19 protein-coding genes are annotated in these 26,972 nt (G+C 38.8%); 13 read left to right on the top strand and 6 right to left on the bottom strand.

From position 1 onward, the window contains the following. Nucleotides 1-236 precede the first annotated feature (236 nt). The 4 genes from MUN53_RS12960 to MUN53_RS12945 all read right to left on the bottom strand — a co-directional run bounded on the left by MUN53_RS12960 (nucleotide 237) and on the right by MUN53_RS12945 (nucleotide 6,324). Complete coding sequence (locus MUN53_RS12960) at nucleotides 237-2,660, bottom strand: DUF262 domain-containing protein (RefSeq protein WP_243325888.1); 2,424 nt, start codon at nucleotides 2,658-2,660, stop codon at nucleotides 237-239. A gap of 8 nt (nucleotides 2,661-2,668) precedes the next feature. Beyond that, entirely contained in the window at nucleotides 2,669-4,627 is a 1,959-nt protein-coding gene (locus tag MUN53_RS12955) for a DUF262 domain-containing protein (protein WP_243325908.1), read from the bottom strand. Nucleotides 4,628-4,725: 98 nt separating this feature from the next. After that, nucleotides 4,726-6,000, bottom strand: a complete 1,275-nt coding sequence (locus MUN53_RS12950; RefSeq protein ID WP_243325885.1) for a type II toxin-antitoxin system HipA family toxin — start codon at nucleotides 5,998-6,000, stop codon at nucleotides 4,726-4,728. Between the two features lie 3 nt (nucleotides 6,001-6,003). Next, nucleotides 6,004-6,324 (bottom strand): helix-turn-helix domain-containing protein, encoded by a 321-nt coding sequence (locus MUN53_RS12945; protein ID WP_243325883.1) that lies wholly within the window; start codon nucleotides 6,322-6,324, stop codon nucleotides 6,004-6,006. A gap of 771 nt (nucleotides 6,325-7,095) precedes the next feature. Between MUN53_RS12945 and MUN53_RS12940 the strand changes: the two genes are divergently transcribed. The 13 genes from MUN53_RS12940 to MUN53_RS12885 all read left to right on the top strand — a co-directional run bounded on the left by MUN53_RS12940 (nucleotide 7,096) and on the right by MUN53_RS12885 (nucleotide 22,383). Continuing rightward, complete coding sequence (locus MUN53_RS12940) at nucleotides 7,096-8,064, top strand: hypothetical protein (RefSeq protein WP_243325881.1); 969 nt, start codon at nucleotides 7,096-7,098, stop codon at nucleotides 8,062-8,064. Continuing rightward, the gene (locus tag MUN53_RS12935) at nucleotides 8,052-8,834 is read left to right on the top strand and encodes a hypothetical protein (protein ID WP_243325878.1); all 783 of its coding nucleotides are present in this window, start codon (nucleotides 8,052-8,054) and stop codon (nucleotides 8,832-8,834) included. The genes MUN53_RS12940 and MUN53_RS12935 overlap by 13 nt, the downstream gene beginning before the upstream one ends. Nucleotides 8,835-8,842: 8 nt before the next feature. After that, complete coding sequence (locus MUN53_RS12930) at nucleotides 8,843-9,604, top strand: metallophosphoesterase (protein WP_243325876.1); 762 nt, start codon at nucleotides 8,843-8,845, stop codon at nucleotides 9,602-9,604. Nucleotides 9,605-9,728: 124 nt separating this feature from the next. Further along, nucleotides 9,729-9,944, top strand: a complete 216-nt coding sequence (locus tag MUN53_RS12925) for a helix-turn-helix transcriptional regulator (protein WP_243325874.1) — start codon at nucleotides 9,729-9,731, stop codon at nucleotides 9,942-9,944. 5 nt (nucleotides 9,945-9,949) lie between these two features. Continuing rightward, on the top strand, nucleotides 9,950-14,734 hold the full coding sequence (locus MUN53_RS12920; RefSeq protein WP_243325873.1) for a hypothetical protein: 4,785 nt from the start codon (nucleotides 9,950-9,952) through the stop codon (nucleotides 14,732-14,734). Between the two features lie 11 nt (nucleotides 14,735-14,745). Further along, complete coding sequence (locus MUN53_RS12915) at nucleotides 14,746-16,569, top strand: hypothetical protein (protein ID WP_243325871.1); 1,824 nt, start codon at nucleotides 14,746-14,748, stop codon at nucleotides 16,567-16,569. A 5-nt stretch (nucleotides 16,570-16,574) separates the two neighbouring features. Beyond that, the gene (locus tag MUN53_RS12910) at nucleotides 16,575-17,720 is read left to right on the top strand and encodes a helix-turn-helix transcriptional regulator (protein ID WP_243325869.1); all 1,146 of its coding nucleotides are present in this window, start codon (nucleotides 16,575-16,577) and stop codon (nucleotides 17,718-17,720) included. Nucleotides 17,721-17,830: 110 nt separating this feature from the next. Further along, nucleotides 17,831-17,956 carry a hypothetical protein gene (locus MUN53_RS18310; protein ID WP_258885678.1) on the top strand — a complete coding sequence of 42 codons (126 nt, stop codon included), beginning with the start codon at nucleotides 17,831-17,833 and terminating at the stop codon, nucleotides 17,954-17,956. Nucleotides 17,957-18,069: 113 nt separating this feature from the next. Next, on the top strand, nucleotides 18,070-18,483 hold the full coding sequence (locus tag MUN53_RS12905) for a hypothetical protein (RefSeq protein ID WP_243325867.1): 414 nt from the start codon (nucleotides 18,070-18,072) through the stop codon (nucleotides 18,481-18,483). 349 nt (nucleotides 18,484-18,832) lie between these two features. After that, nucleotides 18,833-19,120, top strand: coding sequence for a hypothetical protein (locus MUN53_RS12900; RefSeq protein WP_243325864.1), 288 nt, complete (start codon nucleotides 18,833-18,835; stop codon nucleotides 19,118-19,120). 61 nt (nucleotides 19,121-19,181) lie between these two features. Further along, nucleotides 19,182-19,688 (top strand): hypothetical protein, encoded by a 507-nt coding sequence (locus MUN53_RS12895; protein ID WP_154397853.1) that lies wholly within the window; start codon nucleotides 19,182-19,184, stop codon nucleotides 19,686-19,688. 3 nt (nucleotides 19,689-19,691) lie between these two features. Further along, the gene (locus MUN53_RS12890) at nucleotides 19,692-21,755 is read left to right on the top strand and encodes an AAA family ATPase (RefSeq protein ID WP_243325862.1); all 2,064 of its coding nucleotides are present in this window, start codon (nucleotides 19,692-19,694) and stop codon (nucleotides 21,753-21,755) included. Nucleotides 21,756-22,128: 373 nt separating this feature from the next. After that, entirely contained in the window at nucleotides 22,129-22,383 is a 255-nt protein-coding gene (locus tag MUN53_RS12885) for a hypothetical protein (protein ID WP_394803080.1), read from the top strand. 876 nt (nucleotides 22,384-23,259) lie between these two features. On the opposite strand, the gene MUN53_RS12880 is transcribed toward MUN53_RS12885, so the two are convergent. Then, nucleotides 23,260-25,614 carry a DUF2357 domain-containing protein gene (locus tag MUN53_RS12880; protein ID WP_243325860.1) on the bottom strand — a complete coding sequence of 785 codons (2,355 nt, stop codon included), beginning with the start codon at nucleotides 25,612-25,614 and terminating at the stop codon, nucleotides 23,260-23,262. Between the two features lie 2 nt (nucleotides 25,615-25,616). Beyond that, nucleotides 25,617-26,792 carry an McrB family protein gene (locus MUN53_RS12875; protein ID WP_243325858.1) on the bottom strand — a complete coding sequence of 392 codons (1,176 nt, stop codon included), beginning with the start codon at nucleotides 26,790-26,792 and terminating at the stop codon, nucleotides 25,617-25,619. Nucleotides 26,793-26,972 lie beyond the last annotated feature (180 nt).

The raw sequence follows: 26,972 nt of genomic DNA, 5'->3' as shown, positions 1-26,972 counted from the left end.
AAAACTACGGTAAATCTATTCGTACAAAGACCTATCTTTTTCAGAAGCTTTAGCATTCATTCAACAAAGAACAGCGCGCTCAGGGTGAGTCTTTTATTTTCTAGTGATATATCTTATTTACTCTAATAAAACGAGATTAGATACTGTTCCAAAAATATATTTGAAAAGTCAACATCTGTTTGCTTACTTTATACACCTTTTGAAACAGTATCATTTTCTCTAAAAACTCATATCTTTTATGATATAGCTTCTAAAAAAGAAAGTGCAGTCTGTATACGGTCCTTACCGGGAAGATCAAGCAGCACCAGACCGTCAAAGCTGAAGATATTTTCAGTATCCCTAAAGCCAACAGCATTTCCTTCAGCGTTTGAAATAGTTTCAAAACGATTTCCAAACTTTCTCGTAACTTTCTGCCTTTTGTCCCATATGCCAATCTCCCAACCTTTGGGATAGCATTCCATATACATGGCATCAGAATCCGAACCTTCAGTCCTTATGTACAATGCTCCATGTTCCGAATTCTCACTCCAATCACTGAGTTCGTATTCATTACTTCCTTCACCTTCATAGAGCTTACGCACAGTGTAGGCATATGGGTCAGTATTAGTACCCTGCCGTGGTTTCGTTTTTGGGGATTTAATGGTCCATACAGTAAATTCATTACCTGCATCATGTCTGAAATAGTGACGCATCACACCACCCCCATTTGCCTCTACAAAGTCCTTATATTTCACCATATAATAAGCCATGGTATCATAAGAATAACATATAGGACTATCACCGTTCATCAGATGCGTAAAAGCTTCAATAACATTGACAAACCCTCTGTCATCTTTACCTATAGTGAAGATATAATCCCATCTTCCCGTCATACCGTAGAACCAACAGTCCACATATGGTCTGATACCTTTGAAACCGCAGCTTACAAGTTTCTGGACCCTTTTCGTGTCACTTATAGTCCAGAATTCATAGAACCTTTTAATGTAACTTTCCGTATCACTGCAGCTTATAATGGAAGGCATCAGAAGCCCAAATGAATAATAAAGAGGACGGCATGTAGACAATTCCCTGATAATATCGAAATTTGGCGTACCATACAACCTGGCTTTAACTCGTTCATCTTCAAGCGATTTCTCCGTTGTTTCCAGTAGAGCATCAAACATATTGGCTGCAGCAGAAAGTTTATTCGAAATAATGTCTGCTTCATGGAAATCCGACAAACGGGCATTTGCTCCAACCTGATATCCATTCGTAAGACGCTGTCTCATACCCCTTACCCAACCGGTCATAACACGCAAGTAATCTGTAAAAGCGACCATGTCAGAATCCGGCAGCAGTTCCTCCGGATGAGAAAGCATCCATTGTAAGAAACTCCACAGAACTATCTGGGATGTAATATCCATATCAGTCCCCGTTTCCAAACAGGTTGAGACAAGGTCTATATTACAGTCAAACAGGTTGACCTTATGTCTCTCCACCTCTTTATCCAGACGTGCGGTAGAAGAAGTTGCAATAAAATAACGCGACATGAAAGCACCAAAATCCCCACATCTCCTGTAGATATCCACAAGAAGATCAAGAATCCTGAACAGTTTTATCACATTCTCCTCCTCCTTATACACTTCAATCCTTGAACTGTCTATTTCATGAGCATAAAGGTCCCTCATGTTTTTCAGTCCGCTGTTCTTGTAAACAGACTCTGCATCCGGCATAGCGGCAAACATAAGGAACTGCGACACGTAGTCAAGCAGGTTCATAAACCATTCATCAATGGACGGATACAGGATTTTCTTCTTTTCCTCCTCGCTTTTTGCATTCCAGCATTTGTACGCTCTCGGCCAGAGTATATCACACCAGTCATGTTCTATTGAATATTCAAAGTATTCTTCCAAGGTAGGCGTATCCGGTATCCCTGGAATATTCCTGAACGGATACTTTACGTCCTTGAAATTTTTACCAAGAAAATCTTCGAATTCCGCTTTCCAGTTTTCGAATGGTGTAAGCAGTTTACCTCTGGCATTCATCTTGACATACAAGTCATCATTCAGGTCCAGGTTCTCCATGTCAAGGCTCTCAAACTCAAACGGAGAATCATTGAAGAACGTTTCCGCCATATCCTCTATATGGTCTTTATATCTCTCAGAGCCAAGTAGGGAATCAGCCTTGTCAAGAAATTCAAGCATGGAATTTATCGAAGAATCCAGTTTCCAGAATTCAGAAAACCATCCGGGAACATTCTTGATGTAATCGGATATCGTGGTTCCAGGATTTTCCGGCAGTTTGAATTCACGCATAAGTTTGCAGAACTGTTCTGTTGACGGACGTGAAGTATATGTAAGCGGCTTCAGGCAACCTGAATATTTAAGGCCGCACTTCTGGTTCAGCAGCCAGCCTATAAGAGCAAGCGTAGTAAGCCTCTGCTGGCCGTCCACCGGCTGAAAATACGGTTCAGACGGTTTTGTCACATCCGTAGAGCCATATATGAAATGCAGTTCACATGTTTCACGGTTCAGCAGGGCATCAAACAGTTTCTTGATGAACTTGTCACGTTTCTCGAAGTTCACATCCGCCCCCTGTACATAGTCACGTTGAATGATAGGGATAGCCACACCGTTCCTGCCGGCGAACTTATTGTATTTTTCAGTATTCTTGTTGAGCATATTCTTGTTTATTTTGAGGTGTAATAATCATATACGTCATTAATGACTCTAAAATAGTTGTTCCTGTCTTCCGGACGCCATAAGCGCATATCACCAGGCGAGCATCTTGAATACTCTTTACAGAACACCTTACGTGTTGCCGGTAGTGCATAAGTTCCTTTTAGATTTTTCGGATTGGAAATGTTACAACTGTCATGACGGCCCATAAGGATGGAGCGTTTTCTGTCCAGCAGATAATTCTGCATGGCCGAATTTGTTTCTTTGTCAACTAGGGCCAGATTCCTGATACTATGCATATCTTCCGGTTTTATTCCGGCCAGGTCTCCGAAAAATCCGTCAAGGATTGTGGAATTTCGTTCCAGTTCGTTCTGGTTGTAATCATCCGAAAAGATTTTTTTGTCAGATGTAAGATACTTCAAAACACTGATAGCCTTCTCTACTTCCTTTTTCTTCTCTGCTATTCTCCAGTCCATGTCCATGGAATCAGAATCCGGACTGTTAGATATATCATTCTGGAGCAAGGCACGCAATTCAGCATCATCAAGTTTGTTGAAATCCTCACTTCTCCTTTCAAACCACATCCTGAAATCCTCGAAACCGATGTCGGATGTAATGTTCTGCGGATGAATATGTTCAAGCGATGTCACATTGAATATCTCAAACAGATGAAAAGCAAACCTCTTCTCCTCCGTATTGTCATTAATTGCTTCCTGTACATTGAGCAGTTTTAATACTCTTATTATGGAATCGTTGTTTTCGTCATAACGGAGGCCTTCAAGAGTAATACCCTTACCCAGTCTGACCAGTCTGCCCACCTCCTTTTCAAGTCTGCCGGTAAACTGCGGTCTGTCTATAGGAGTTCCGTTTTCATCAACAGACATCTTATAGATATACTCGACGAAATCCCTGCGTTTCCGTTGCTTTCCGACTTGCAGTATACGGCAAAGCCCTATCAGATGATACCAATGCCTGTTAGAGTACCAGTTCGATACAAGATTGAAAATTATCTGTATTCTTTTCCATACGTCCTCTACCGTATCACTGCTATTGTCATTCCTCCTCAGATATTCATTGATTACCTGATAATTGAAGTCATCCCTGGAATTCTTGGATTCCTTGCGTTCCACAGGCCTGTTGCCATTCTCGTCAGTCATTTCATTGTTCAGTCTGTCTGCCACAAAATCCAGAACAAGTTCCATGTGAGACAATGTTCCGTCATTTGCTTCTGCCAGCATCGACCATAAATAAGGGTTCTGTAAAGCATGCTCCATTGCGTCCCATTCAAGCGCTCTGCGATATGATGCACCCCTGCTGTAATGCCCGGAAGAATTTGTATTCCTTTCCTGTAGCAGCAAAGCTTTGACAAGTTCCGTCGAAGTCAGTGGAATTTTGCCATAGTTCAGTTCACGGAAAGCTCTGTGAGCTTCCTTGCTGCCGATTTCGTACCATATTACTCGGACATCGTTTTGTTCCTCGTCCTCATCCGGAGTCATAGCAAAGATATCCCGGATTTTTCCCTTATATCTGTCATGCCCGTCCCTAGAAAACCACTCTACAATTGTAGAATACGCTTTCTTCACATAGAAATTGTCTATGTTGTCAATATATTTCTTATCATCCTCCATGAATTCAAGTTTGGCCAGATATTCATTCTGAATATCCCTACTAGGGAGAGAGAACTCATATACGGGGTATTCATAATCACTGTTCTTCGACAGATAATGCATAAGGATATATATAGTTGTAAGACGTTGTTGACCGTCGACAACAAAATAAGTATCTACATTTTTCGGATGACTTACCACTGCAATGGGCTGAAGACAATAGTACGGTTCACGGCCTTCATTATTACGGTTTCTTTTTGACTTCATAGATTTTACAAAATCCAGCAAATCATCGAGAAGTTCCTCTACCTGACGTGATTCCCAACGATATCCACGTTGATACGGCGGTATAATGAAATGCATTTTTAGCAATTCATGAAACGGTTTTGGTACAAGAGACATATAATATAGTTTTTAATAGTTGATTATTTATTTTATCTTATGTCGAATTTATTTATATATTAAGACTTAGGATTATATAATCCTATTTGTCGTTCAAAAATTGTATAGAACACGTTTTGTTCAGTTCTTATTATCCCTAATCGGTTTGACAATGACTGCCAATACTTAACCGTATTCAGTACTTCACTAATGATTTGCCGAGCAATATGCTTCTGTAACATATATTCCTCACAAGAATTCAGCAATTCATTCAAATCCGATTTATTGGTATAGCTGTTAATTAACAGACTCTGATACTCATTCAGCGTTGGATTAATATCGTAAGCCGGAGCCAAAGTCCATCCCTTAGCTGTCAGAAGGAAACCGTGATTACGGAAATGGTCATCCGTATTACCAATGCAAATATTGAATGCAACTCTGCGATACAGTTCTTGCAGATTATCCTCCACATTAGTACAATTCTGAAGTATGAAATCGACAATATCCAGATAGCCATGTCCGGTATTAGCATTGTCACCATCATTCAAACCCAAAAGAGTCATGGCTGAAGCAAAATGTATGCGCTTACCGTCTTCCCTTCTGTCAAATCGTCGAGAAAGCAAAGCATGGTATTTGTCGCTAGTAGAGATTACTCTTGTATCTGCAGCATTGACACCAGCCTTCTTTGCCAACAGATGTGAGAAATGTTCCCAAAGTCCCACATCATAATCATCTTTGCGGGACGGGAACTTTGCTATATACAAAATCTTGTTCTCGTCAATTACACTTGCCTTTGGACGTGCTCCGCCAAGAGATGAACCAGGTTGTACCAGTTGAGCAATCCAACGCATTTCAGGTAACCTGTTCTCATCTTCACTTTTCTCTATTTCGGAACTAGCTGCAATCAACTCACGAATATCTGTCAGTGGTGGTATGCGCATGATTTCGCTTGCATTGATATAATCTCCATTTACAGACTCCTTGAATCGAAAAGCCCCCATGCGAGAAAAGTCCTCAATCCCGATAAGATAGTCGAATGAAGAAAGCCTTCGCACCGGTCGCTTTTCTTCCTTTGCCATAATCTGTTCCCTGCGGTTTATCAAGGTTCGTCCCCACCTGTCTGGAAGAGCATCAGAAAAGCATCTGAAAATATCCTTATCAGGAGCCGTGTACTGCTGATCAGGATAGTTGTTCAAATCATCACCGAGGAACAGACTGCCATAGTCCTTCAGCCACTCATTACTATAACAGAATCCATAACTGTCTGAGCCACGAAGTGATTCGTAACTCAGCTCTCCAACAAGCCTTGGTTCTTTCAGCCAATCGAAATCGGCAAATACATAAAGTTTTTTCATCACTTATTCTTTTTTGGATGCTCTTTCTCGTTTCTTAAGACTCAAATCCTGCAAGGCCTTTCCCATTACATCTTCTTTTGCAAGCAGCAGAATATCATCATCCAGCTGAAGTGCATAAAGCACCCTTAGATAAATACCAATTGCCACAGTAGGTGTACCTTTTTCTATACGTGAAACTGTGAGAGGCGAACAGGTGGCACGTTCGGCTACCTGAGCGACACTGAGATTCCTGCGTAGTCTGGCCAGCTTGATCTGCTCACCAACTATCTGCATCTTCTGCTCTAATTTTCTTGGCAGCTTTGTACCCATCGTTGTTTTTACCATATATCAACTTATCATATAATATACAAATATAAGTATTTATATTTATTTTATGATATATTGATAGATATTTTAATCAAAAAAAATAATTCTACTTCAAATACTAATACCCAAAAACATACTTACGGTGATATTTTCAGCAAGGAGAAAAAAGGATATAGCCAACCTGTCAAAGGAAGACTTCAGTCCTACTCTCGCTTATTGCAAGTTTAAAGTTTAGATTTACCAATGTTGTATATGCCTTAAGGCCTTGAAAAGTTTTTTGTATGGGAGGCAGACTGAAAAGTTAAAAAAATCTAGGGAATAGGTTTACTAGTACTTGCAGAATGCGACTTACACATTAAGGAAGTCGTAAAAACGATGATAAAACATAGCATTTTTCATGTGTAAAATAAGTATAGTAAAGAATTATTACCATCATAAGACCTAATATGGTCATTGGAATGGAACAATATTACTGAAGGAATTTAATAGGAATAGCTCAAAAGGATGGAGTAAAGTATAATAGTATAGTTATGGTTGGTTCGCTACCAGATGATGTAGAATAAAAGGTTTCAGCAAATAAAAAAGAAAGCAGAAGAAAGATAGAATTTCATAAACAACTATCTCTAAAAAAGGTTATCAGATATGAGTATTCCATTCCCGATACATATAACATTTAAACATACGGTTAATTCAAACTTATTATATCATTTTTAATATGATATATAGTTGTAATATAAAATATTCTTATTATTTTTGCTACGTTTTAATATACCATTAAAATAGAGCATAATGGCTTTGGAAGAAATAAACATATTACATAGAAAAATACGGATAAATACCTGTGACAAGCACCGACTGAAAGGCTTATCAGTCGGTGAGAAATTGTCATACACATTTTATGAAGGAATCTATCAGGACACATCCATGATATTTTTGGAGCCAAGGAAAGGTAATCCAACACCAAAGGAATGTGAAATTACTTCCGACAGGATTATGGCATTATTAGGTGTTCCAGTTGTATTTATTCTGAAACCAGGACCTACATACGAAAGGCAAAGATTGACTGACAAAGGAGTGTATTTTGTCATGTCTGACAAATATGCACATTTACCGATGCTCATTGCCCTAGAAAAGACCAGCGACAGAAAAATAGCTTCTGCTCTCACACCGGTTGCACAATATATCCTCTTATATCATCTTCAAGAGAGAAGTCTTGAAGGACTTTCTGCCAAAGAAATAGCAAAGTTAGTTCCATATTCATATGAAAGCACGACACTGGGCATAACCTGCATGGAGGATCTGGGACTATGTGAAAAGGTCCTTGTCGGTCAAAGAACGAAGCAGATTCATTTCAAAAAAAGAGGTATTGAATTATGGAAGAATGCAAAAGAATTCTTTATATCTCCTGTGGAACAACGAATCTATTGCGATGCTCTTCATTCAGAACAGGAATTTCCTATTTGTGGAATAAATGCCCTGGCACATTACACATGGCTTAATCCGGATCCGGAAAAGATGTTTATGTTGACAAACAAGGAATATCGTACATTAAAGGATTCTGCAGTCCTAGAAAACCCCAATACTTATGATGGTAGTATTATAATAGAAGTATGGAAATATCCTGCTATAGGATTAGCCAATGAAAATTTACAATGGGTTGACCGTTTATCCCTCGCCATTACATTGGCAAAGGATAATGACCCACGCATCGAAAAAGAAGTAGAACGAATGATCAATGATATAGAATGGAAGGATTAGAAAAATTCCGAGAGGCATTTGCCGGCTTCTCAGACAACTATGTAGTAATCGGCGGAACTGCGTGTGACATAGCAATGACAGGAACTACTGTAAGACCACGTGCCACACATGACATAGATATGATTGTCATAGCAGAGAATATAACCGAGGCATTTGGTGAACAGTTCTGGAAATTTATACGTGAAGCCGGTTATAGGCCGGAAAAGCGTAAACATAAAGAAGGAGAACCTCCGAAATATGAGTTATATCGTTTTATGGACGGAAAGGCAGGTTATCCCGAAATGATAGAACTATTATCCCGACATCCTGATGTGTTAGGAGAGCCCAAGGGTGTTGTCGTCGAACCGTTACCTATCGGTGATGATGTTTCCAGCCTTAGTGCCATTATAATGGATGACGATTTTTATTATTTCACCATAGAACACAGCAAGCAGACTGACGGAATACGCCATGCAGACCCAGCCGCATTAATAGCCCTTAAAGCTAAAGCATATCTTAATCTCGTTGCTGATAAACAGAATGGGAAGCATGTAAACAGCAAGGATATACGCAAACATCGCTCAGACGTTCTGAAGAATATCGTAATCATGGAAGATTCTCAAATTGAAGCACCAGAATCAATCGTCAGATGTATCAATGACTTTGTTGATTCAATACATAGAAATTGGGATGAATTGTCGGATTCTTTAGCTGCATCTTTAGGACAAGATAAGGAATTTGTGTCAGAATTACTGAATCAACTTACAGAACTTTTTGTAATCAAACCATAATATGTAACATGAGAATTCAATACGCATCAGACCTACATCTTGAATTTGCCGAAAATGGCAGCTATATCAAACATAATCCCCTACCCGTTACTGGTGACATCTTAGTCCTGGCTGGTGATATCGGCTATCTCGGGGATGAGAATTACAGCCGCCATCCGTTCTGGAACTGGGCATCGGTTAACTATCGGCAAGTGATTGTTTGTATGGGAAACCATGAGTTCTACAAAAATTATGACATCGCCACTTTAGAAGACGGATACTGTCTGGAGATACGCCCAAATATACATTGTTACTATAATGGAATTGTACAATTGGACGAAATAGATTTCTTCATTTCTACATTATGGGGGCATATTCCTTTAGAAGAAGCGTACTTTACGGAAAGTGTGATATCTGATTTCAGAAGAATACTATACAAAGGAGAAGTCTTGACTTTTAGCGAGTTCAACAAAGAAAATGAAAAATGCATAGACTTTATCCGTAAAGCCGTGGCTGTCAGCAAGGCAAAACATAAAATAGTTGTTACGCATCACGTTCCTTCTTTCCGCATGCAACACCCTAAATTTGCAGGAAGCAAAGCAAACGGAGCCTTCACTGTAGAATTGGAGAACTACATAAAAGATAGCGGTATTGAATACTGGATATATGGGCATTCACATTATAATGTTGATGTACGGATTGGAGATACAAAATGTGTAACCAATCAATTGGGATATGTATTCCAGAACGAACATCTTTCGTTTGATCCAGGAAAATTCATTGGAGTATGATTGTACATAAACTAAGGAGTCATACAATAGTCAAATGTGTCACTCCAAGTTGAAGAAAACCGCATATTATTCTTTAATTAAGATGTAATTTAGTAAATTTGTGCTCAACGCTAATTTATTAAATATGGAAAATTTCCAAAAACTGAATCGACTGAAAGCAGTTCTCGCAGATGCAGGTCAAACAAACAAGTGGCTTGCTGAGCAACTTGGCAAGGATCCTGTTACCGTCAGCAAATGGTGCACGAATACCTCACAACCAGACTTGCAGACCTTAGCCAAAATTTCGAAACTGCTTAAAGTGAATATTAGAGAACTTTTAGTAGACCGTAGTAATTGGTAAATGGCATGAGTACAATATCAGAACATATATTTGGACTTTACAACCAATTGGATGATGATGAAATCCAACCTATAGACGAAACCGTAGTAGATGACGCTATAGGAGTGATTAACAAAATAAGTGTAAGTGACGCAGATTCGTTGTTCTATTTTTTGGCAGCAATGAATTTGCTAAATGCTGCTATTAAAACTGCGAAACATAAATCTCAATTGTTCTATGGTTTTATAAAAACAAGAGTAAGTAAAATCACAGATTTAATTCTTCAAAATCCAAGTTTTTATACGGATACCTCTGTGTATTATGATGACAAACAGAGATGCATGTATTTTGAGGTATATGGTGTGATATTTAGTTTCCATCAAGTACAGGAAACTAAATTAATCAAAAATATTGCTTCAAAGAATGATCGTATTCAATGGACAGGTATTAGACTTCAAAGAATTGCTCAGAATATTTTCTTATACGCAAAACAATTAAATATTGATAGTGATAAATTGAGTAATGATATGGATATTCAGACAACAAATAACTCAAATGGTAATAATAATTGCTTGAATGCTGTAAATCCAAATTTGTTTCCTTGCCCTGATTGCGGTAAGGAAATATCAGTTCATGCAAAAATCTGTCCACAATGTGGCAATGATTTATGTGCTTGTAATGAGTTGTTAGATGGAATAAAGGAAGGCTATTCTTTAAAAATTTCTTACTCTGGCACTGTTAGCTTAGGTAAATTAGAAACACAAAATGATCGTTTCATTACATTGCGGCTATCAGATGACAAATGGGTTAAGGTTCGCACATCTGCTATTGATAGTGTCGAATTGATTGATACTAATGAAATATCTACAGAGTTATTTGCGCAACAAGCAGAAACTTTTTTCTTACATATCTTTGAATTATCAAGTATTGATAAAGAAACTTTGATTTCTACAAATGCAACAATAACAAAAGTTGAAAAAATCGGTTTGACTATTATTACGGATAGTGGAGAAACCGCTATATGCGTAAAACCGGGCATCGTTGGATACAAAAAGAAAGACTGGACAATTGGCAGACGAGTTTACTGTGGGAACATTAGTACTAATGGTAAATGTTATAACTCAATTGTAGAAATGTCATATGGAGGATTAATAGGATTTTTCCGCAAGGCAGTTTCTTATAGTCGTAATATCACCCAAGCTAGAAAGTCTCAGATATCGTCTATTCTGACATATTTTATAAAAGAAATGACAACTAATCCAGAGGCATTTATTGAGATTAAAAATTTCAAGAAAAAAGTAAAAAATTTCTTAGGACAGTTAGATATTGAATGTGATAACTTCTCAGAAATTGACGAGATATCCGAAGAAGGGACACAACAGGTCGTTTCTGTTGAACTTCAAAAAAAGGAACAACCAAAACAGCAGTTATACAAGACAGAAACTGAACAATTGTTGGAAGACTCAGGATTGCCTCAACTTAAAGTATTAGGTAAAATAGATTTAGATGCTATACCTGGCAAGAAAAAGAATATTTTCAACAACTCTTCGGTTTCATCAACAGAGCATATTGAAATAACAGCAAAGCCTTCAATATTATCTTCAGATGAAGTAATGGCTTTCGTTGATAAAAAATTGCCTAACCTGAGCGAATCAAAATGTAAACAATTAGAAAAGGAGTTAGATACTTTGATTCGTAATGGTCAAAAAGAAGAGTGTTTGAGACAATCATATCAAATTATTAATACAAGTCGTCCAACTCCTAAGTATTTAAGAAGTTATCTTGATAGAATTGTTAATACAGAGATTGCATTGGATCATACAAATGAAGCTCTGCAGTCTCTTGCATATCTTATTGTTCTAACTGAACAACAGAGTAACGTTAATGTAAATAGCATTGGCCATTTGTATATAACAATGGCAAGATTGTATCAGAAAGGTAATAATAGAGAAGAAGCATTAAAAGCAATATTATATGCAGAAAGTGTTAAACCAAATAATAATGCTATCACAAAGCTAAAAGAGTCCATTCAAAGGATGGATTCCAATGATATCAATAATTCAGATTCTTCAAGCGATACATCCACACCTATTAATGGATCTGTTGACACAAATGATAGTATCAGCAAAATGCTTCTTGAGGATGTTTGTCAAGAGGCTAAACGGCAGGAATTGCTTCCTTCGAATGAAATAATTCCTGCCGAACAACTGTTTGGTAGAGCTCAAAACAAACGTAATGACCAGTCGGTATCATTTGAGGGTAAGGCTCAACTTTTTTTAGAGGCTGCAGGAGCTTATTATAATTCAAAGCAGACATCAACAATAATGTACAAAATATCAGTCGCTAATTACGCTCGACTGAAGGGTCATGGTATGTATGCTAGATTTGCGAATCTTATTGGGAATAACTCTGCAGAACTTGTTGAGTTGCAAGCTCTTCGTGATAGTGCGTGTAGCTACTATGTTGAAGCCCTGGAAATTTTCAACACTCTTGGAGAAAAAGATAATCTTAGAGAACTTTTATTAAAATACTTACAATTATCATTTGTTACATCCCAGATTGAAGGTAGCAAAACTCCTGAATCAGATTGGGAAATTATTTCATTAGGAAAACTTCAAGAAATATGTCTTAAAGGAGATAGCTCAGAAAATCTCAATCTTCTCTTAAGAACTTATTTGGTTGTAGGTTCTGCGGCAGAAGATGTATGGATTTCTTTGATTAACGACAAAAGTGGTATTGGTCCATTTCGTGGAAGATGTTCAGATAGCGAAAGATTTAAAAAACAAGCTTTCAATACATTAAATCAGATAAATCAATCAACAATCGATGTAAATAGCGATTTGGAAAATTTTATGCATAGTTTGTTCGTTTATCGAAATGAGCGCAAAAATATCTTGAGCGAAGCTATTCAGATATGCTTATCATGGAAGTTTTATTCTTTCGATCTTAGCTCCTTTGACAACAAGTGGAGAAAAGTTCTTGAATATAAGGATTTGATGACGAATACTGATATTATTTTTGTTAATTCCTTGATAGAGGTAATTGAAATCTTAAAACCATACGCAGGACGTAAAGAAAACGAAAGAACTCGTATATTAGTTAGGGCTCAGCAAGCTCTTTTAGGTACACAAAAATCGATTGCAGACACTACTACTTATTACGGCAACACATTCTTCTCTATATTGATTAATAATTGGTTAAAAGAAATCTCTCGTCAAATAGAAGAGAGAGATGCTCGCACATTGCCAATGTTGAACATATCAAGTGAACCTGCATTCATTACTAAAGATGAACATGGCAATGGCGTAATCAGTATTGTTGTAACAAATAATGGAGATTCAACAGCAGAGTCTTTTTATGTTACTGCGACAATTGACGGTAAAGAATATAAGGTTTCACATGAAGAAGAGTTATCTTCAGGAGACTGTAGTGGTGAGAGTTTTGTTTCATCAGATTTTTCTTCTTTGGAATCCGCTAACGTAAAGTTTCTTTTGATTGCAAAATATCAAGGAAAAGATTTAAATCCAATAGTATATGAGGCAACATATGAAATTGAAAGCGAAGACGTATTATCGGACGAAATAGATATCCCGTGGAACATATCAAAAACTCCGGAAGAACATATATTCAAGGGACGTGAAAAAGAATTGAAAACATTGATTGACCACTATCTATCAAAGGATCGTTCTTTGACCTACATACTTTATGGATTAACTCGCACAGGTAAGTCTTCAATTTTGGATTATCTGAGAAATCGAATTGATGGTCAGATATTAAAAGAAGACTCTTCTAAACACATTTTAGCTTTCAAATGGTATTTAAACGAATTCCCATACAAGAATTCGACCTCTGCACAATTTTGGACTTGGGCTTTGGAAACGAATATATATGACAAGTTAACAGATGAATTGGCCGATAAAGTTGAAGCTGCCTATGGTAAAGATGGTCTTCCTCCTGCAGAAAGTCTTTCGCAAATTGATTTTTGTAAGGTGGTCGATGTCCTTAACGAGAACAACGTTATTCCGCTTGTTACAATAGACGAGTTCTCATTTGTTCGACTTATGCTCAAGGAGGGTTTAATAGATGCGACATTTATTTCTACATTAAGAAATTTGGCGTTGGCAGGAAAAGCTTGCTTTGTTTATTCTGGTACCTACGATATAAAGGAACTTCCAAAGGAAAAAGAGTATATTGCAGGTCAAATGAATAATACTTTGCCAATGCCTATTAACCAAATTGAGGAGCAATATGCAAATGAATTAATCGATGCATGTCCTAAAATAATATTTGATGAAAGGGCAAAAGCTTATATCCGCGCTTTGTCTGGTTGTGTGCCATATTGGATTCAATGGATATGTTTAGCATGTGGTAAGTATGCTGTCGCTAGCAAACATAGACATTTAGGATTCAATGAGGTTAATGATGTGGTTAGAGTATTAACTGGTGAAGTACAACCTGGTAAAAGAGATACTTGGGAGTCTTTGGATGAAACAAACTTCCATAATAATCAGATTGATCCGGAAAATATTGCCGAGCATCAATTGATTTCATCTATTTCCTATCTTAATAGAGAAAGTACTCAAATTGAACGCGGCATAAGTATGGATGAACTTAAACGCTTATGGGATAAGTATTCTGTAAATGAAGAAAGACGACTTAGTATGACAAGAGCGTTAGCTAGTTTGAAAGATAAGAAGATACTTTACTCATTTACCGATGAAGGTAGAGAGGTGTATCGTTTGAGTGTTGACTTGTTTAGACGTTGGTGGTATGTTCACCACAGAGATTTAGATTTAGAATTTTCACTTTAACAATCAATAATATGGAACCTTTCATTGTAGGTATTGATATTACCTCTATAAAAGATTTGTTTGGTAGAAATAGAGAAATCGAGACATTGATTTCATGTGCCAAAAGAAAAGGAAACGCAGGAATAATTGGCGCCAGACGTTTTGGTAAAACTTGCTTAATGAAGTCTTTGGAAACATATTTGGTTAACAATGGTAGTATTGGGGCTTACCCTTTGTATTTTGATGTAAAAACTCAATGTGGAGTTAAGAAAAACACTCCTGCTGTATATAGATCTATGGCTTCGCTTCTTGCATCAAAAATGTGTTTGGATAATTTATTGCCAGAAGGGAAGCTAAAAATATCTAGAAGATGTTCTTTGGATATTTCTTGCGATGAACTCGACATGCGAGTACAAATGGAAGAATGGAATCCTGAATATCAAAAGCAAGTGCTATTTACACTTGCAAACAACCTTGAAAAGAACAACAAATATTTGTTGTTGCTTCTTGATGAAATTGATTATCTACTTTTAGAGGCATTTGATACTCCGTCTGACTTTTCAAGAATAAGAGGTGCTGCTACTTCTCCAGAGTCTAATCTGAAATTTTGGATTGCCGGTACCTCAACATGGAGTGCAATATGCACGAGTGTAGGCTCTCCAGAACTTAATTGCGGATTGGAGAATGTGACGATTACTTCAATATCAAAGGAGGACTTCACCTCTCTTTGGCAACATGAATGCTCTTTGATTGAAGAAACTTTCTTAAGACAACAGTATTTGGATTTATTGTCTCCTTTGTTTCAAAAGACAGGAGGTGTTCCATATTATGCTAAGTTTGTAGCTTCTCATATGTATACCAATAGAAAGGTTGCTCTGCCTGAATATGATGTAATTCGAGATTATTTATGTGAGATAATTAATAATAGGTTTGTATCTGAAGTAGAACGTTCCACAATGTTCTTACTTTCAAAAGGACCTAAGAATTTTGAAGAAACTATACCAGACGGAATAACAAGTTTAAGGTCTAAGGGTCTTGTGAATAGCATTTCTGAATCGACCTTTTATTTGCCGATTGGGTATTTGGAAGATTATTTGCGTGCATGTAGCCATGACAAGGAAATTGTGAATGTTGATTCCATAGAGCAAGAAGAACTAAATGAGCTAGTAGGTCAAATAGAAAGATTGCGAGTTGGCGTAAATAAACGGTATATTAATGTTCATGAGGTATTTATTCCTTCACATGAAGATCCAATCGAATTTGGAATCTTAAGAAAGCGATGCTATGATGAAGCTTCAATGGATGCATTTTCGGGATCGTTGTATAAATTATACTATGAAGGAAGTAATAACGGAAACAATCTTCCTGATAGATGGTCCGAATTCGCAAATTTAACTCGTGCATTAAGGCATCTATATAATCATAGAGAATGTGCTCCTTCGACAATGTCGGAGGAGCGTTTGTTGATGATTGTCAATAATGGTAGTCGTCCGATTTATGATTATGAGTTCGCGAAGATGCAAGTTAAGGTTCTACAATTATGTCGAGATGAATTATGTGGCATGCAAGCTTCAACTTCTCCTTCTCGCACTAATACAAAAACCTCTACAACTGAGTCGGACAGCAGTTCTGTTTTAAGAGGAAAAATTAATGGTGACAGAAACAGAATTTTTGTAGATAATCATCGACCATACATTATTGACAATAAAATGGGATTTGCTCCAAACAATTCTCCTCGAGAATACGACTATTCTGAAAGAGAGGAAGTTTTGTTTGAATTAAAGCCAGAAACAACGAATCCAAGAACGGGAGAGCCTATCTCTTTTGCAATAAATGTAAGACCAGCAAATGATTAATAGTTATGCAACGCAAGAACCTCTTTGACGGAGATAGCTATAAGGCACAATTTGCTTTGATAACCTATCGGTGGCTTATGAGTCACCGATGGGTTAGTTATGCAGATATCATGGCTGATTATATTGGTGTGACAATAAAAGAACTGCCGGCTAATTTGTCAAATTGCAATGGGTATGGCGAGTTGAAGAAGGTGGTTGGCACACTAAAGAAAGCTATAGCCGATAAGCTTGAAAAGGACGTTAGCGAGTGCTTTGAGGAAGAAGGCAACAACCGCAATAAGCGATTCCGCTATGTTGGTAAGGATGATGATCCACTTGCAGACATGCGTAATGCCAAGGTCATCAATAATCTTCGTCAGTACTGGAAGTTTTGCCAGGACTCTGCTGGATTCTTCCCCAAATCGTGGCTGGAGTATTTCTTCCATGATTGTCAGGACTTGCTCGACATGAAGGCTAAGCGCCAGAAAGGTGAGCAGGTGATAAGTTCAAGCCTTGACCGAATATTAACCAATATAGAATATCTCCCTCAGCTCTATGAAGCTATTACCAACAAAACGGTGATGGAGATAGAATATAAGCCATACGACGAGGAACAAATAACCTTACTATTTCATCCGCATTACTTGAAAGAGTACAATGGACGATGGCATTTATTCGGTCATGCAGAAGGTAGAGAACCGGAATTCGGGTACAACATTGCTCTTGACCGCATACAAGAGAAGCCTCGTGAGAGAAGTAAAGTGGAGTATGTTTCTGCACCAGATCACTTTTATGATGAGTTTTTCAAGGATATCGTTGGCGTGAGTCACATGAAAGATTTCCCAAACAAAGAACACATCGTTATACGCGCACACGAACATTATATATTTAAATTAATAGACACAAAGCCTCTGCATCATTCATACGAGGTTGTGAAGCCTTACGGATTATACGAAGATGGAGAGTATGCTGAGTTCTCTGTTGATGTAGAATCGAATAACGAGTTCATCGGTCGCGTGCTCCAGATGGGTGCAGGACTTGAAGTTATGTCACCACCACAGATTCGTAAGATCTTTGCGAAAAGAGTGAAAGACATGGCTTTGCACTACATTGAACCTGGAGAGAAACTTCAACGAATGGTTCCAAATACAGAGGAACCATTAGAATCATAAGTTCTTGATTTTATCACAAGAATAGTTATTACCTTTGCAGCGTCAAACTTCGAAAACCACCACGAAGTTGACGCTGCAATTCGTTGGTGGAAACCTAAAACTGATCGCAAATGGAAACACAGCAATCACCAAAAACAGAAACGCCCATGACAGAGAAAGATCGTTGGTTGCTCGCAGCAGCTATCTGCTCGGCAATCGGTACTGCCATTACTGCTTTTTTCGCAGGAAAGAAGTAGTTGATCAGAGAGACAATGGTTCCAAAATGAGAGGAACTATTGTTCAGACAGAAACATTATTCAAATCCGAAATCAAGTAGTAATTTTGCACTCGAAATCAAAAACGAACGACTATGAAACAGACACCAAACAACAAAGCAACCATGAATAACAAGGCAACAGCAAAGCAGACAAAGAAGCAGAGGAAGGCAGAGGCAGATGCTCACAGAAGAACCAACAAGCGTTGGGAACGTGTTGAGACATCTGATCGCTATCGCAAGGCAGCTACCGAAGAACTCTGCAATGTGACAACAAACAAGATTGAGATTGAGGTACTTGACGGCATCCTTCTCAACTTGAACATCAAAAGTAAGATGAAGTCTTCAAAAGTGCAGGACAGAATTCTCCGTCGCATCGTAGAGAAACGTCAGGCACAGGCAAGCCACAAGAAGCATGGTCGTTCAGAAGATCTCACCTCAATGCACATCACACTTGCATGCACAAGCAAGTGTATGAAGGATATCAGAAAGAAAAGATACGCTGCATGAACTTTCAAAAATGAGTGTGATTGGTTCCAAAACGGAAGGAACCAATACTCTTGTAAGAAAGCTTGCATGCCCTATATCAACATAGTAACTTTGCATCACAATTCCGAGAGAGTTGGTTTCGTTTATACATTATTTTATTATTACAAACAACAGAGGTGGCGGCCTATTCCGCTAAACAAAAACAAGACGTACGATGGACACATCACTCGCACTCATTGCCGCAAAGGCACTCCCAGCCCTCTCGGGTAGTTCTCTCACCTACAACGCAGAGAAGAACGTGTACCTCACCCTCGGTTACACCAGCGCAGCTGGCAACACCTACTACCGAGCAATCCGCCTCTCCGACCGATTGGCAGTTTACTACCACATCGGACAAGGTTACGCCCACACCTTCCTCAACGGCATCACACTGTTTGCATGGAACGGACAGAAGGCAAACATCATTGCTCAGAAGTTCTGGGGCGGATGCAACTGGCGATGTTTCAACGAACGAAGTGCCAAGGAAGAGAGCATCCTCATGCTGAAGGACTTCCTGAAGGGACAAGCCAAGGCAATGGGCAGCATGGTGGCAGAGAGTCAGCTCCTTGACTTCTCGCGAAACATGATAGAGGCAACTTATCAGAAGTGCTTGGGCTAACCATCATGCCCAATCAAAGAGAGAACAAACAAAAATCACAAACCAAGAAAAACAAAACGACATGGCAAGCTTAACAAAAGCAATCAACAAAGACCTGTTCGACAGCATCCTGCCGACATTCGGTAACCAACGAGTTCACATTCCTGTATGGGACGAAGGACAGAAGATGTTCCTCTGCGAGGAATACGAGAGTGCAAGCGGAAACCGCTACTACAAGGGCGTGAGATTCTGCGACCGCATCGTAGTCGTCGAGAAGGTGGGACTCTACCACAACTGGACCTACATCGACGGCATCGAGGTTTACGCCTTCAATGGTACACGCCTTGAACTTGTTCAGAAGAGAGACTACGACAAGGTGCATCGCAACGAGGAGTTCATCCGAAAGGAATTAGAAACCATGGTGCGCAACTTCTTTGAAGGAGTACTCAAAGCCCAGAGAAGCTGCATGCCACAGGAAGAACTCGAAGAGAAGGCGAAAGGGATCATCGATGGATGCTACAAGAGTTTCCTCGACAACGACTACAACACACGTCTCACCCAAATCCTCCCACAAATCGAACAGAAGTAGGACATGCAGAACACACAGATAGACCCACACAACCACGAGCAGCAGCTTGCATACGAGCTTGTTGCCAACACAAACTCCAGCTTCTTCCTCACAGGTCGTGCTGGAACAGGTAAGACAACCTTTCTTCACAACGTACAGAAGTTGGTTGGAAAGCAGTTCATCACCCTTGCCCCAACAGGTGTGGCAGCCATCCTCGCCGGTGGCGACACAATACACTCCTTCTTTGGCTTGCCAATGGAGGTGTGTACGCCAGGAACATGCGGCAAGATGAACGAGGCAAAGATTCTGACGCTTTTACATGCAGACACGATCATCATCGATGAAGTGTCGATGGTAAGATGCGACATCATGGATGCTATCGACTACACTATGCGTAAGGCTCTGCGCAACAACATGCCTTTTGGCGGCAAGCAGATAATCTTCGTAGGCGACATGTTCCAGTTGCCACCGGTGGTGAAGCAAGGTCCTGAGAAGGATATGCTGAAGGATCTATACCAAACGGACGACTTCTTCTTCTACAAGTCAGACGCCATCAAGCGCATGCGACTCGTGAAGATTGAGTTCCGCAAGGTGTACCGTCAGGATGACGAACACTTCTTGCATATCCTGGAGAACGTGCGCCTGAACAAGGTAACACCAGAGAACATCATGCACCTCAACGGTCGCGTTCAAATTCCGACCGCAGAAGATGGTGCTGTCATCACGCTGGCTTCCATCAACAAGACGGCAGACAAAATCAACCTTCAGCGACTGGAGGAGATTGAGTCGGAGGAGTTCGTCTATGAAGGAACCATTGACGGCAAGTTCGAGGAAAAGAAGTTCCCGGTGGACATGAAACTTCGCCTTAAGGTTGGTGCTCAGGTGATGTTCACTCGCAACGACCAGCAAAAGCGCTGGGCAAACGGCACACTCGGCAAGGTGAGTAAACTCACTAAGGACGAAATCAGCGTTACGCTCAACAACAGCGAGACATACGTTGTGCCATGCTGTTCATGGGAGTCGTACTGCTACGACTACAACAAGGAGGAGCGCAAGATGAAGAAGGAACTCATGGGTACATTCACCCAGTACCCTCTGAAACTTGCATGGGCAATCACCGTCCATAAGAGTCAGGGCATGACCTTCGACAAACTCTCGCTCGACCTCAGCCGTGGCATGTTCGCAGCAGGACAGTTCTACGTAGCTTTGAGCCGTGTTCGTACACTTGATGGTTTATTCCTCTCAAAAAACGTCATACCTCAGTATGCTCATACGAGTCGTGAGGTGCTGACTTACGCAAGCGAGTACAACAACGAGCAACAGATTGGAAACGAGATAGAGAGCGGAAAAGCTGTCTATGGCGCACTCCAGCACAACGACTACGACGAAGCGGCACGTCAATACCTGCTCCTCGTAACGAAGAAGGCTGAGAACTGTGACATCAAAGAAGCCATGCAGCAAGCAAAACGCTTCCTTGACATACTCGTGTGCGACGAGCATCTCTATGGTTCGATAAAGTCGGTACCAGAGTGTCTGACAAAGGCAAGCCATTGGGCTCCGAAGTTCCTTGCTTCGTTGCTCTACCTCTATGCAGAGAAGTACGAGGAAGCATTGGCGTACGCTAACGAGGTACTGGCAACACACCAATGTGCAGAAGCCATGTACATCAAGTCGCGTGCCTTGGCAAAACTCGAACGCTACACAGAAGCTGACGAGACCAACTGCCAGCTTGCGAACGTGTTCGAGATGGCAACACCAGACGCCAAGGTGCTCTTCATGATTGCCATGCTTAACGAGATGCACATTGGCGATCCAGGACTTGACTTGATGCGCAAACTGGTAGAGGCACGTCCAAAGTACGACCTTGGCATCCTTGCCCTTCGCACTTTGATGCAATGCCACAACCTAAAGCTTGACAAGCAGTCGGACAACAACTGCGAGTTGGTGGATCTCTTCAACTCAGACGCTACCGAGGAGGAGTTCCTTGCTCAGCTGAAGGTCTGCCGAGAGAAGGCACCAAAGGCTATCGCTTACTTGATTCGCAGAATCAAAAAGCAAGAATTCAACGAAGAGCAGCCTGCAGCATAAAGCAGGTGGTTCTTCCAAACAAAACCAGAAAAAGATGAAGACAAGAACTGCAAAACTGAGAGACATAGAGCAAATGAAGTTCCCTATTGTGAAAGCTGCATTCAAGGGAAAAGATGGAAATGTGTACGTGTCGCACAATAGGCCTTAACTCCCATTTTTGCTGTAGTACTCTTCAGCAATCTTTTCTTCGCCATATTTCGCGACTAATTGTTCTATAGTATTCTTTGATATGGTTTTAAAGGCTTAAGCCAATTCTCCAAAGGGATGTTTTCTATTTCAATCATAAACATTTCTTTAATATGATTTGCTGATATACAATATGAAGTTTGATTTAACTCATGAGGGTTAATACCTGCGACAATAAATCCAGCAAATGGTGGCTACACTGCAACCACAGACCTCTTCCGACAAGCATCGCCTTGCTGAAATTGACGAAGCCCGTAAAATCACACGAAAGACAAAACCCACTATTTACACGCTTGCGCGTAAAGAACTGATTCCAGCCTATTCAACGAAGTTGAATTTCTGTAAAGGATTGAGTCTGGACGCAAGCAATATCACTTCAGGAACAGGCACTGAGATATCACATAGAGCGAAGCGCAAAGCAAAAAGTGGTTATAACCTTTGATCCGCACGTCTATGGGAACCTCCAAATTAACAGCAGAAGGTATTATCGACGAGGCTGTGCGTATCGAAGCCATGATGTCCGGTTGTGAGTTCCTCATAAGAATTAAGACCTTTTTATCCATTCTTTGCACCTTACCTCAAAGACAATTATCTTTTTTGCTGTATTTTACAGAACCATTGTAACATTTATATTCCAAATAATCCATGAATTCCTATTTTTATCATTATTATTCAATATTGAATAAATAAATAGATTTTATCATCCCAATTTTCATTATGTTATCAATATGTATATTTATCACTACTCCCCTACTATTGTTTCATGTAAAATATACGGAAATATTAAATTTAGTACAAGAATTCAAAAAAAATAATCACAAAACAGTGAACTATATTATAAAGCATATTAAATATGAGATAATATATCGCAATAAAATAAAAGTATATAGATTATATCTTGATATATTAATGTACTACACAACTACACGAATACTCCACTTTTTGTACCTTGTAGAAAATATTGAAAAAGTTTGGGAAATATACCATTTTTTCATACATTTGTATAGAGTCAAAGGCTTTCGGAAATTGCGAAGCATTTCTAACACTTTGATTATCAGATTTTTAAACACTGTAATATTGTATCTTACGTGTATCTGAGTTTTTCAAACAAGTTTTGAACTTATTGAATACCAATGTTTGTCGAGATTTTCTAAATAACTGCATCGAAATAATACACAATGTATATGGCGCTCCTTACGAGCGCCTTTTTTGTTGCCTACTGTCAATATTTGTCATTTATATGAGTTTAAATATGATGGTACCGAAGTAGGTCGCTACACATACTGGTGAAATTAAGAATACACCATTTGCTTATTTATTAAATTTGTGACTCATGCAAGTTTACTACTTGCCCACTTCTTGCATTCAATATCAACTCAGAAAGCCTTACAGCTTTAGGTAAGGAAATTTGATTTCCTTTCGCATTAGATACTTCACTTATGTTCCACTTGTATTGTGCCCATTCTGGCTCTGTTTGTTTGGGTTCTAATCGATATACAATATAAATGTCATCCTTTTTATTTTCTTCATTAGTAGAAGGTGGATATCCCATGCGAAGTAAATCAGAACGCTTGAAAACTCGTGGTCCTTCATCTGCAAGTCTTATGAACTCTATACTTTTACCTTGAGAATGCAAGAGAATATAACGACTAGAAACAAAACTTCGGTTCAATCGTATAGAACCATTTTGTGTTCCTGTACGAAAGTTATAAAGTCCTGTCTTACGAATCCATTCCAAATGTTTCTCATTCTTCACATACCCTAACACCACCCAAGTTTCATCAGGAAGAAAATCACGATTCTCTCCTATTGGTTCGGGCAACTGTTCATTAACAAATTTCGAAGGAGTATTATATACATTGTTTATATAATAAGATATTCTCTCACGTTGACTTGTTCGATCAAGCATATGCTCCACAATTTTCAATAAGAACACCTGTAATGTGATAAGTTCTTCATCACAATTAGAAGGAGTTAAGCAGAATGCTCCTAATCCAGGTATAATTTCATGGAAGCCTTTCAATCTACACTGAACAGTACCAGGATATAAGATATAAGCTCCACTCGTACGACGAATGGCATCCTTATAGGCATGCATTTTCAAAAGGTCTGCTCGTTTGTATATACCTTCTTCCTGTTCATTCTTTTCATTAAGAAGAGCCTTTGACATTTGTTCTTCATTTGTTGAGTCATCCAATCCAAGATCTACCTTATTAACTCTATACTTTGCACCAAAATGAATATGAACTATTAAATCCTCACGCTCAGCTTGATCCATACTTATTTCTCCCGGCCATATAGACAAAGTATAATCTGGTCTCATATTCATTGTCCACGAGCCAGACTTATATACTTCCTTACTCTCACATGTATGTGCAAATGTACGGTTATAGTAGAACCTAACATTAAATTTACGATTTCCGGCATTATACAATCCGTCAATCATTATCATCTTTCCCTGCTGAATTTCTAGGTTTATTTGGTCTGCATCCGTCTTAACAAGTTTATTTATACTAACTGGATTAATATCAAATACACGACTTATAACCTCCAATAGTTTAAAGAAAACCCAATATTCATACAGAACTGCCACATTTCTCTTACCTGCTTCATAAACATTGTCACCGCCTTTCCAAGATAGTTTAGCTGCAAGATCAAACATCAGCCATGCTTGAAGTAATTCTCTATAACCTTCCTTGCGTTGGAGCACAGGACTATTCAGATTTAACTGAGAGGGCATAGAGATTTGCTTGAAAAAGAAGTTGTTCAAATGTCCATTCAACACATCCATAGTCTTGTCAATTTCTGTTTTCAAACGGTCATTAGCATTTTTCTTACTACGAAGCTCAGAACAGAAAGAACTAAAAGAACGAAGTACAAACTTCACGAACCTATTCTCTTGGTTGTCTAAAGTATCACGTTTATAAGTAACTGTCATAGTACGAGGTACAGAATTCAACCCTAGTGGTAATCCTAATTCATAACCGCTATGAACAGGTATACGATCTCTAGAAGTTATTATTTCATGTATATTTCTTCGGCTCAAACGTTTTACATTACTAATGTTACGTTCAACCGTTGTTTCTTCCCATTTACGTACAGGATTAGTAATGATTTTATGTATGGCTTCTTGAAAAGCCAAACTTTCTACAATACTTCGAACAAAAGCATAACGCTGATAGAGTGTTTGCGGTGAAGTATTATTATCAATTTCCAATTTTTGTGTTACTGGACTTCCTTGCATTAATACTAAGTCCGTATAATATGCTGTGATATCCTCCAGCATTTTTCGATAGTCAGTACGATATTCAGCTTTCACAGACTTGATTTCTAAACTGACATTAGTAACCTCACAGTCTAGTTCTATATCTCTGATCACAAGCGAAAGAGATCCTACATAAATACCCGTCTTCAACATGCCTGAATTCAAATGCCGTGGAGAATGAGAAAAATGTATAATATCATTCTCTTGTGTGAATTGATACATATGTCCATTATCTGCTAAAATCTCATACTCATACGTGCATCCCTCTTGTAACTGCCATCTAGATTCTCCATAATCCACAGCATCCTCCTCCTCAAACAATACAGCGTTGTTTGAAGCCGGATAAATACACAACTTAATATCTCCAAAGTTGCCTGATATTGGTATTTCTAATTTTTCTACTCGCATCTTTATGCTTCAGCAAAACTTGTAAATCCATTTTCAAGAGCAGTCTGCATCATACGCTGAATCTTATCAGCTGATTCTGGGAACTTGGCATATTGCACATTTTCACGTATAATAGCCTCTGCAGTATGTGCATTTTGCATACACAATCCCCATAGAGCTTTCAATACAGGCTCCAATTTTTTGCGACTACCATGAAGCTTAGGTAACAGTTTCTGAACGATGGCCGCATCAAGTATCTCATCTTCAGTCATACCTTCTGCACATGCTTTAGCATTAGCTATAAAACGATAAATCTCAATTGCCGAACGATAACCAAATTCAGCATTTACTTTCTTTAGTACTTTAAAGAAACTAATAAGTGTTTTCTGAGCTAACTCACTATTCTCTAGATTCTTAACTGATGATTTCTCAACAAAATCCTGTCCCATATTTGCACACAATCCATTAGCTATTTCTATATTTACATTCATATCCATCTTTAAGAATCTATTCATCTCATCATCCGAAATTTTAAATTCTATAACATTTGCACGGTCAAGAACCTTAGGAGAGAACATGTAAGTTGTTTCATCCACATTAATTGTTCCAATAATAAAGAGATTTTTGGGCAAAGCTATCTTTGCAGGCACCTCTGAGTCACATTCTTCAGGTTTCTCCCAAAGAGGAATCTCCTGATGGCTCTCCAATGCAGATAAGAAATCAGCAAAATATCGTTCCACATAACTTAGATTCATCTCGTCCAGCACTAAGAAATAAGGTTTTTGTGGATTTCTTAAAGCTCGCATCATAATTTGTAGAGCCCCACTTTCCGGTAACATATATTCTCCCTGTTTTAAAGCATTAGGATAGCCCAAAAGTGGTTCGCGATTTGTCCAATCAGCACCCACTGGCACAATACAAAGTTGTTGATCAATATTCTCACTCATAACTCTAGCAAATGCCAATGCTAACCGTGTTTTACCAGAACCTGCTAATCCACTTAATATAACAAAAGGCTTTGTCATCAATGAACAAACATAACGCTGAATAAATTTATATTCATAAAAGAGCCCTGTTTCATTAATACTTTTAATAAGAGTATCCATATTAAATGTAATCTGCTCAACTACTTCATGTGGGTTAGTATCAAATACTGTTCCTATCTTCTTTTCAAAGAGCCTTTTATACTCTTCACACAAATCATTCAAAGATTTAAAAACCTCATCAACATTTAAACTAGATTCATCAAGTTTATTGTCTATAACATGAACCTAAAATCCGCAACTATCATCCAATACACGATTAAGGGTAGATTTATGAGTCGTTAGTAGCAGCTTTCAGTAAAAAGCAACAGCACAACATCAATATGTAGCCACCAT

The organism is Parabacteroides faecalis (assembly GCF_022809355.1).
GTDB classification, from domain to species: domain Bacteria; phylum Bacteroidota; class Bacteroidia; order Bacteroidales; family Tannerellaceae; genus Parabacteroides; species Parabacteroides faecalis.
The sequence above is the reverse complement of the archived record's forward strand: the minus strand, read 5'-3'. Positions and strand labels throughout refer to the sequence as shown.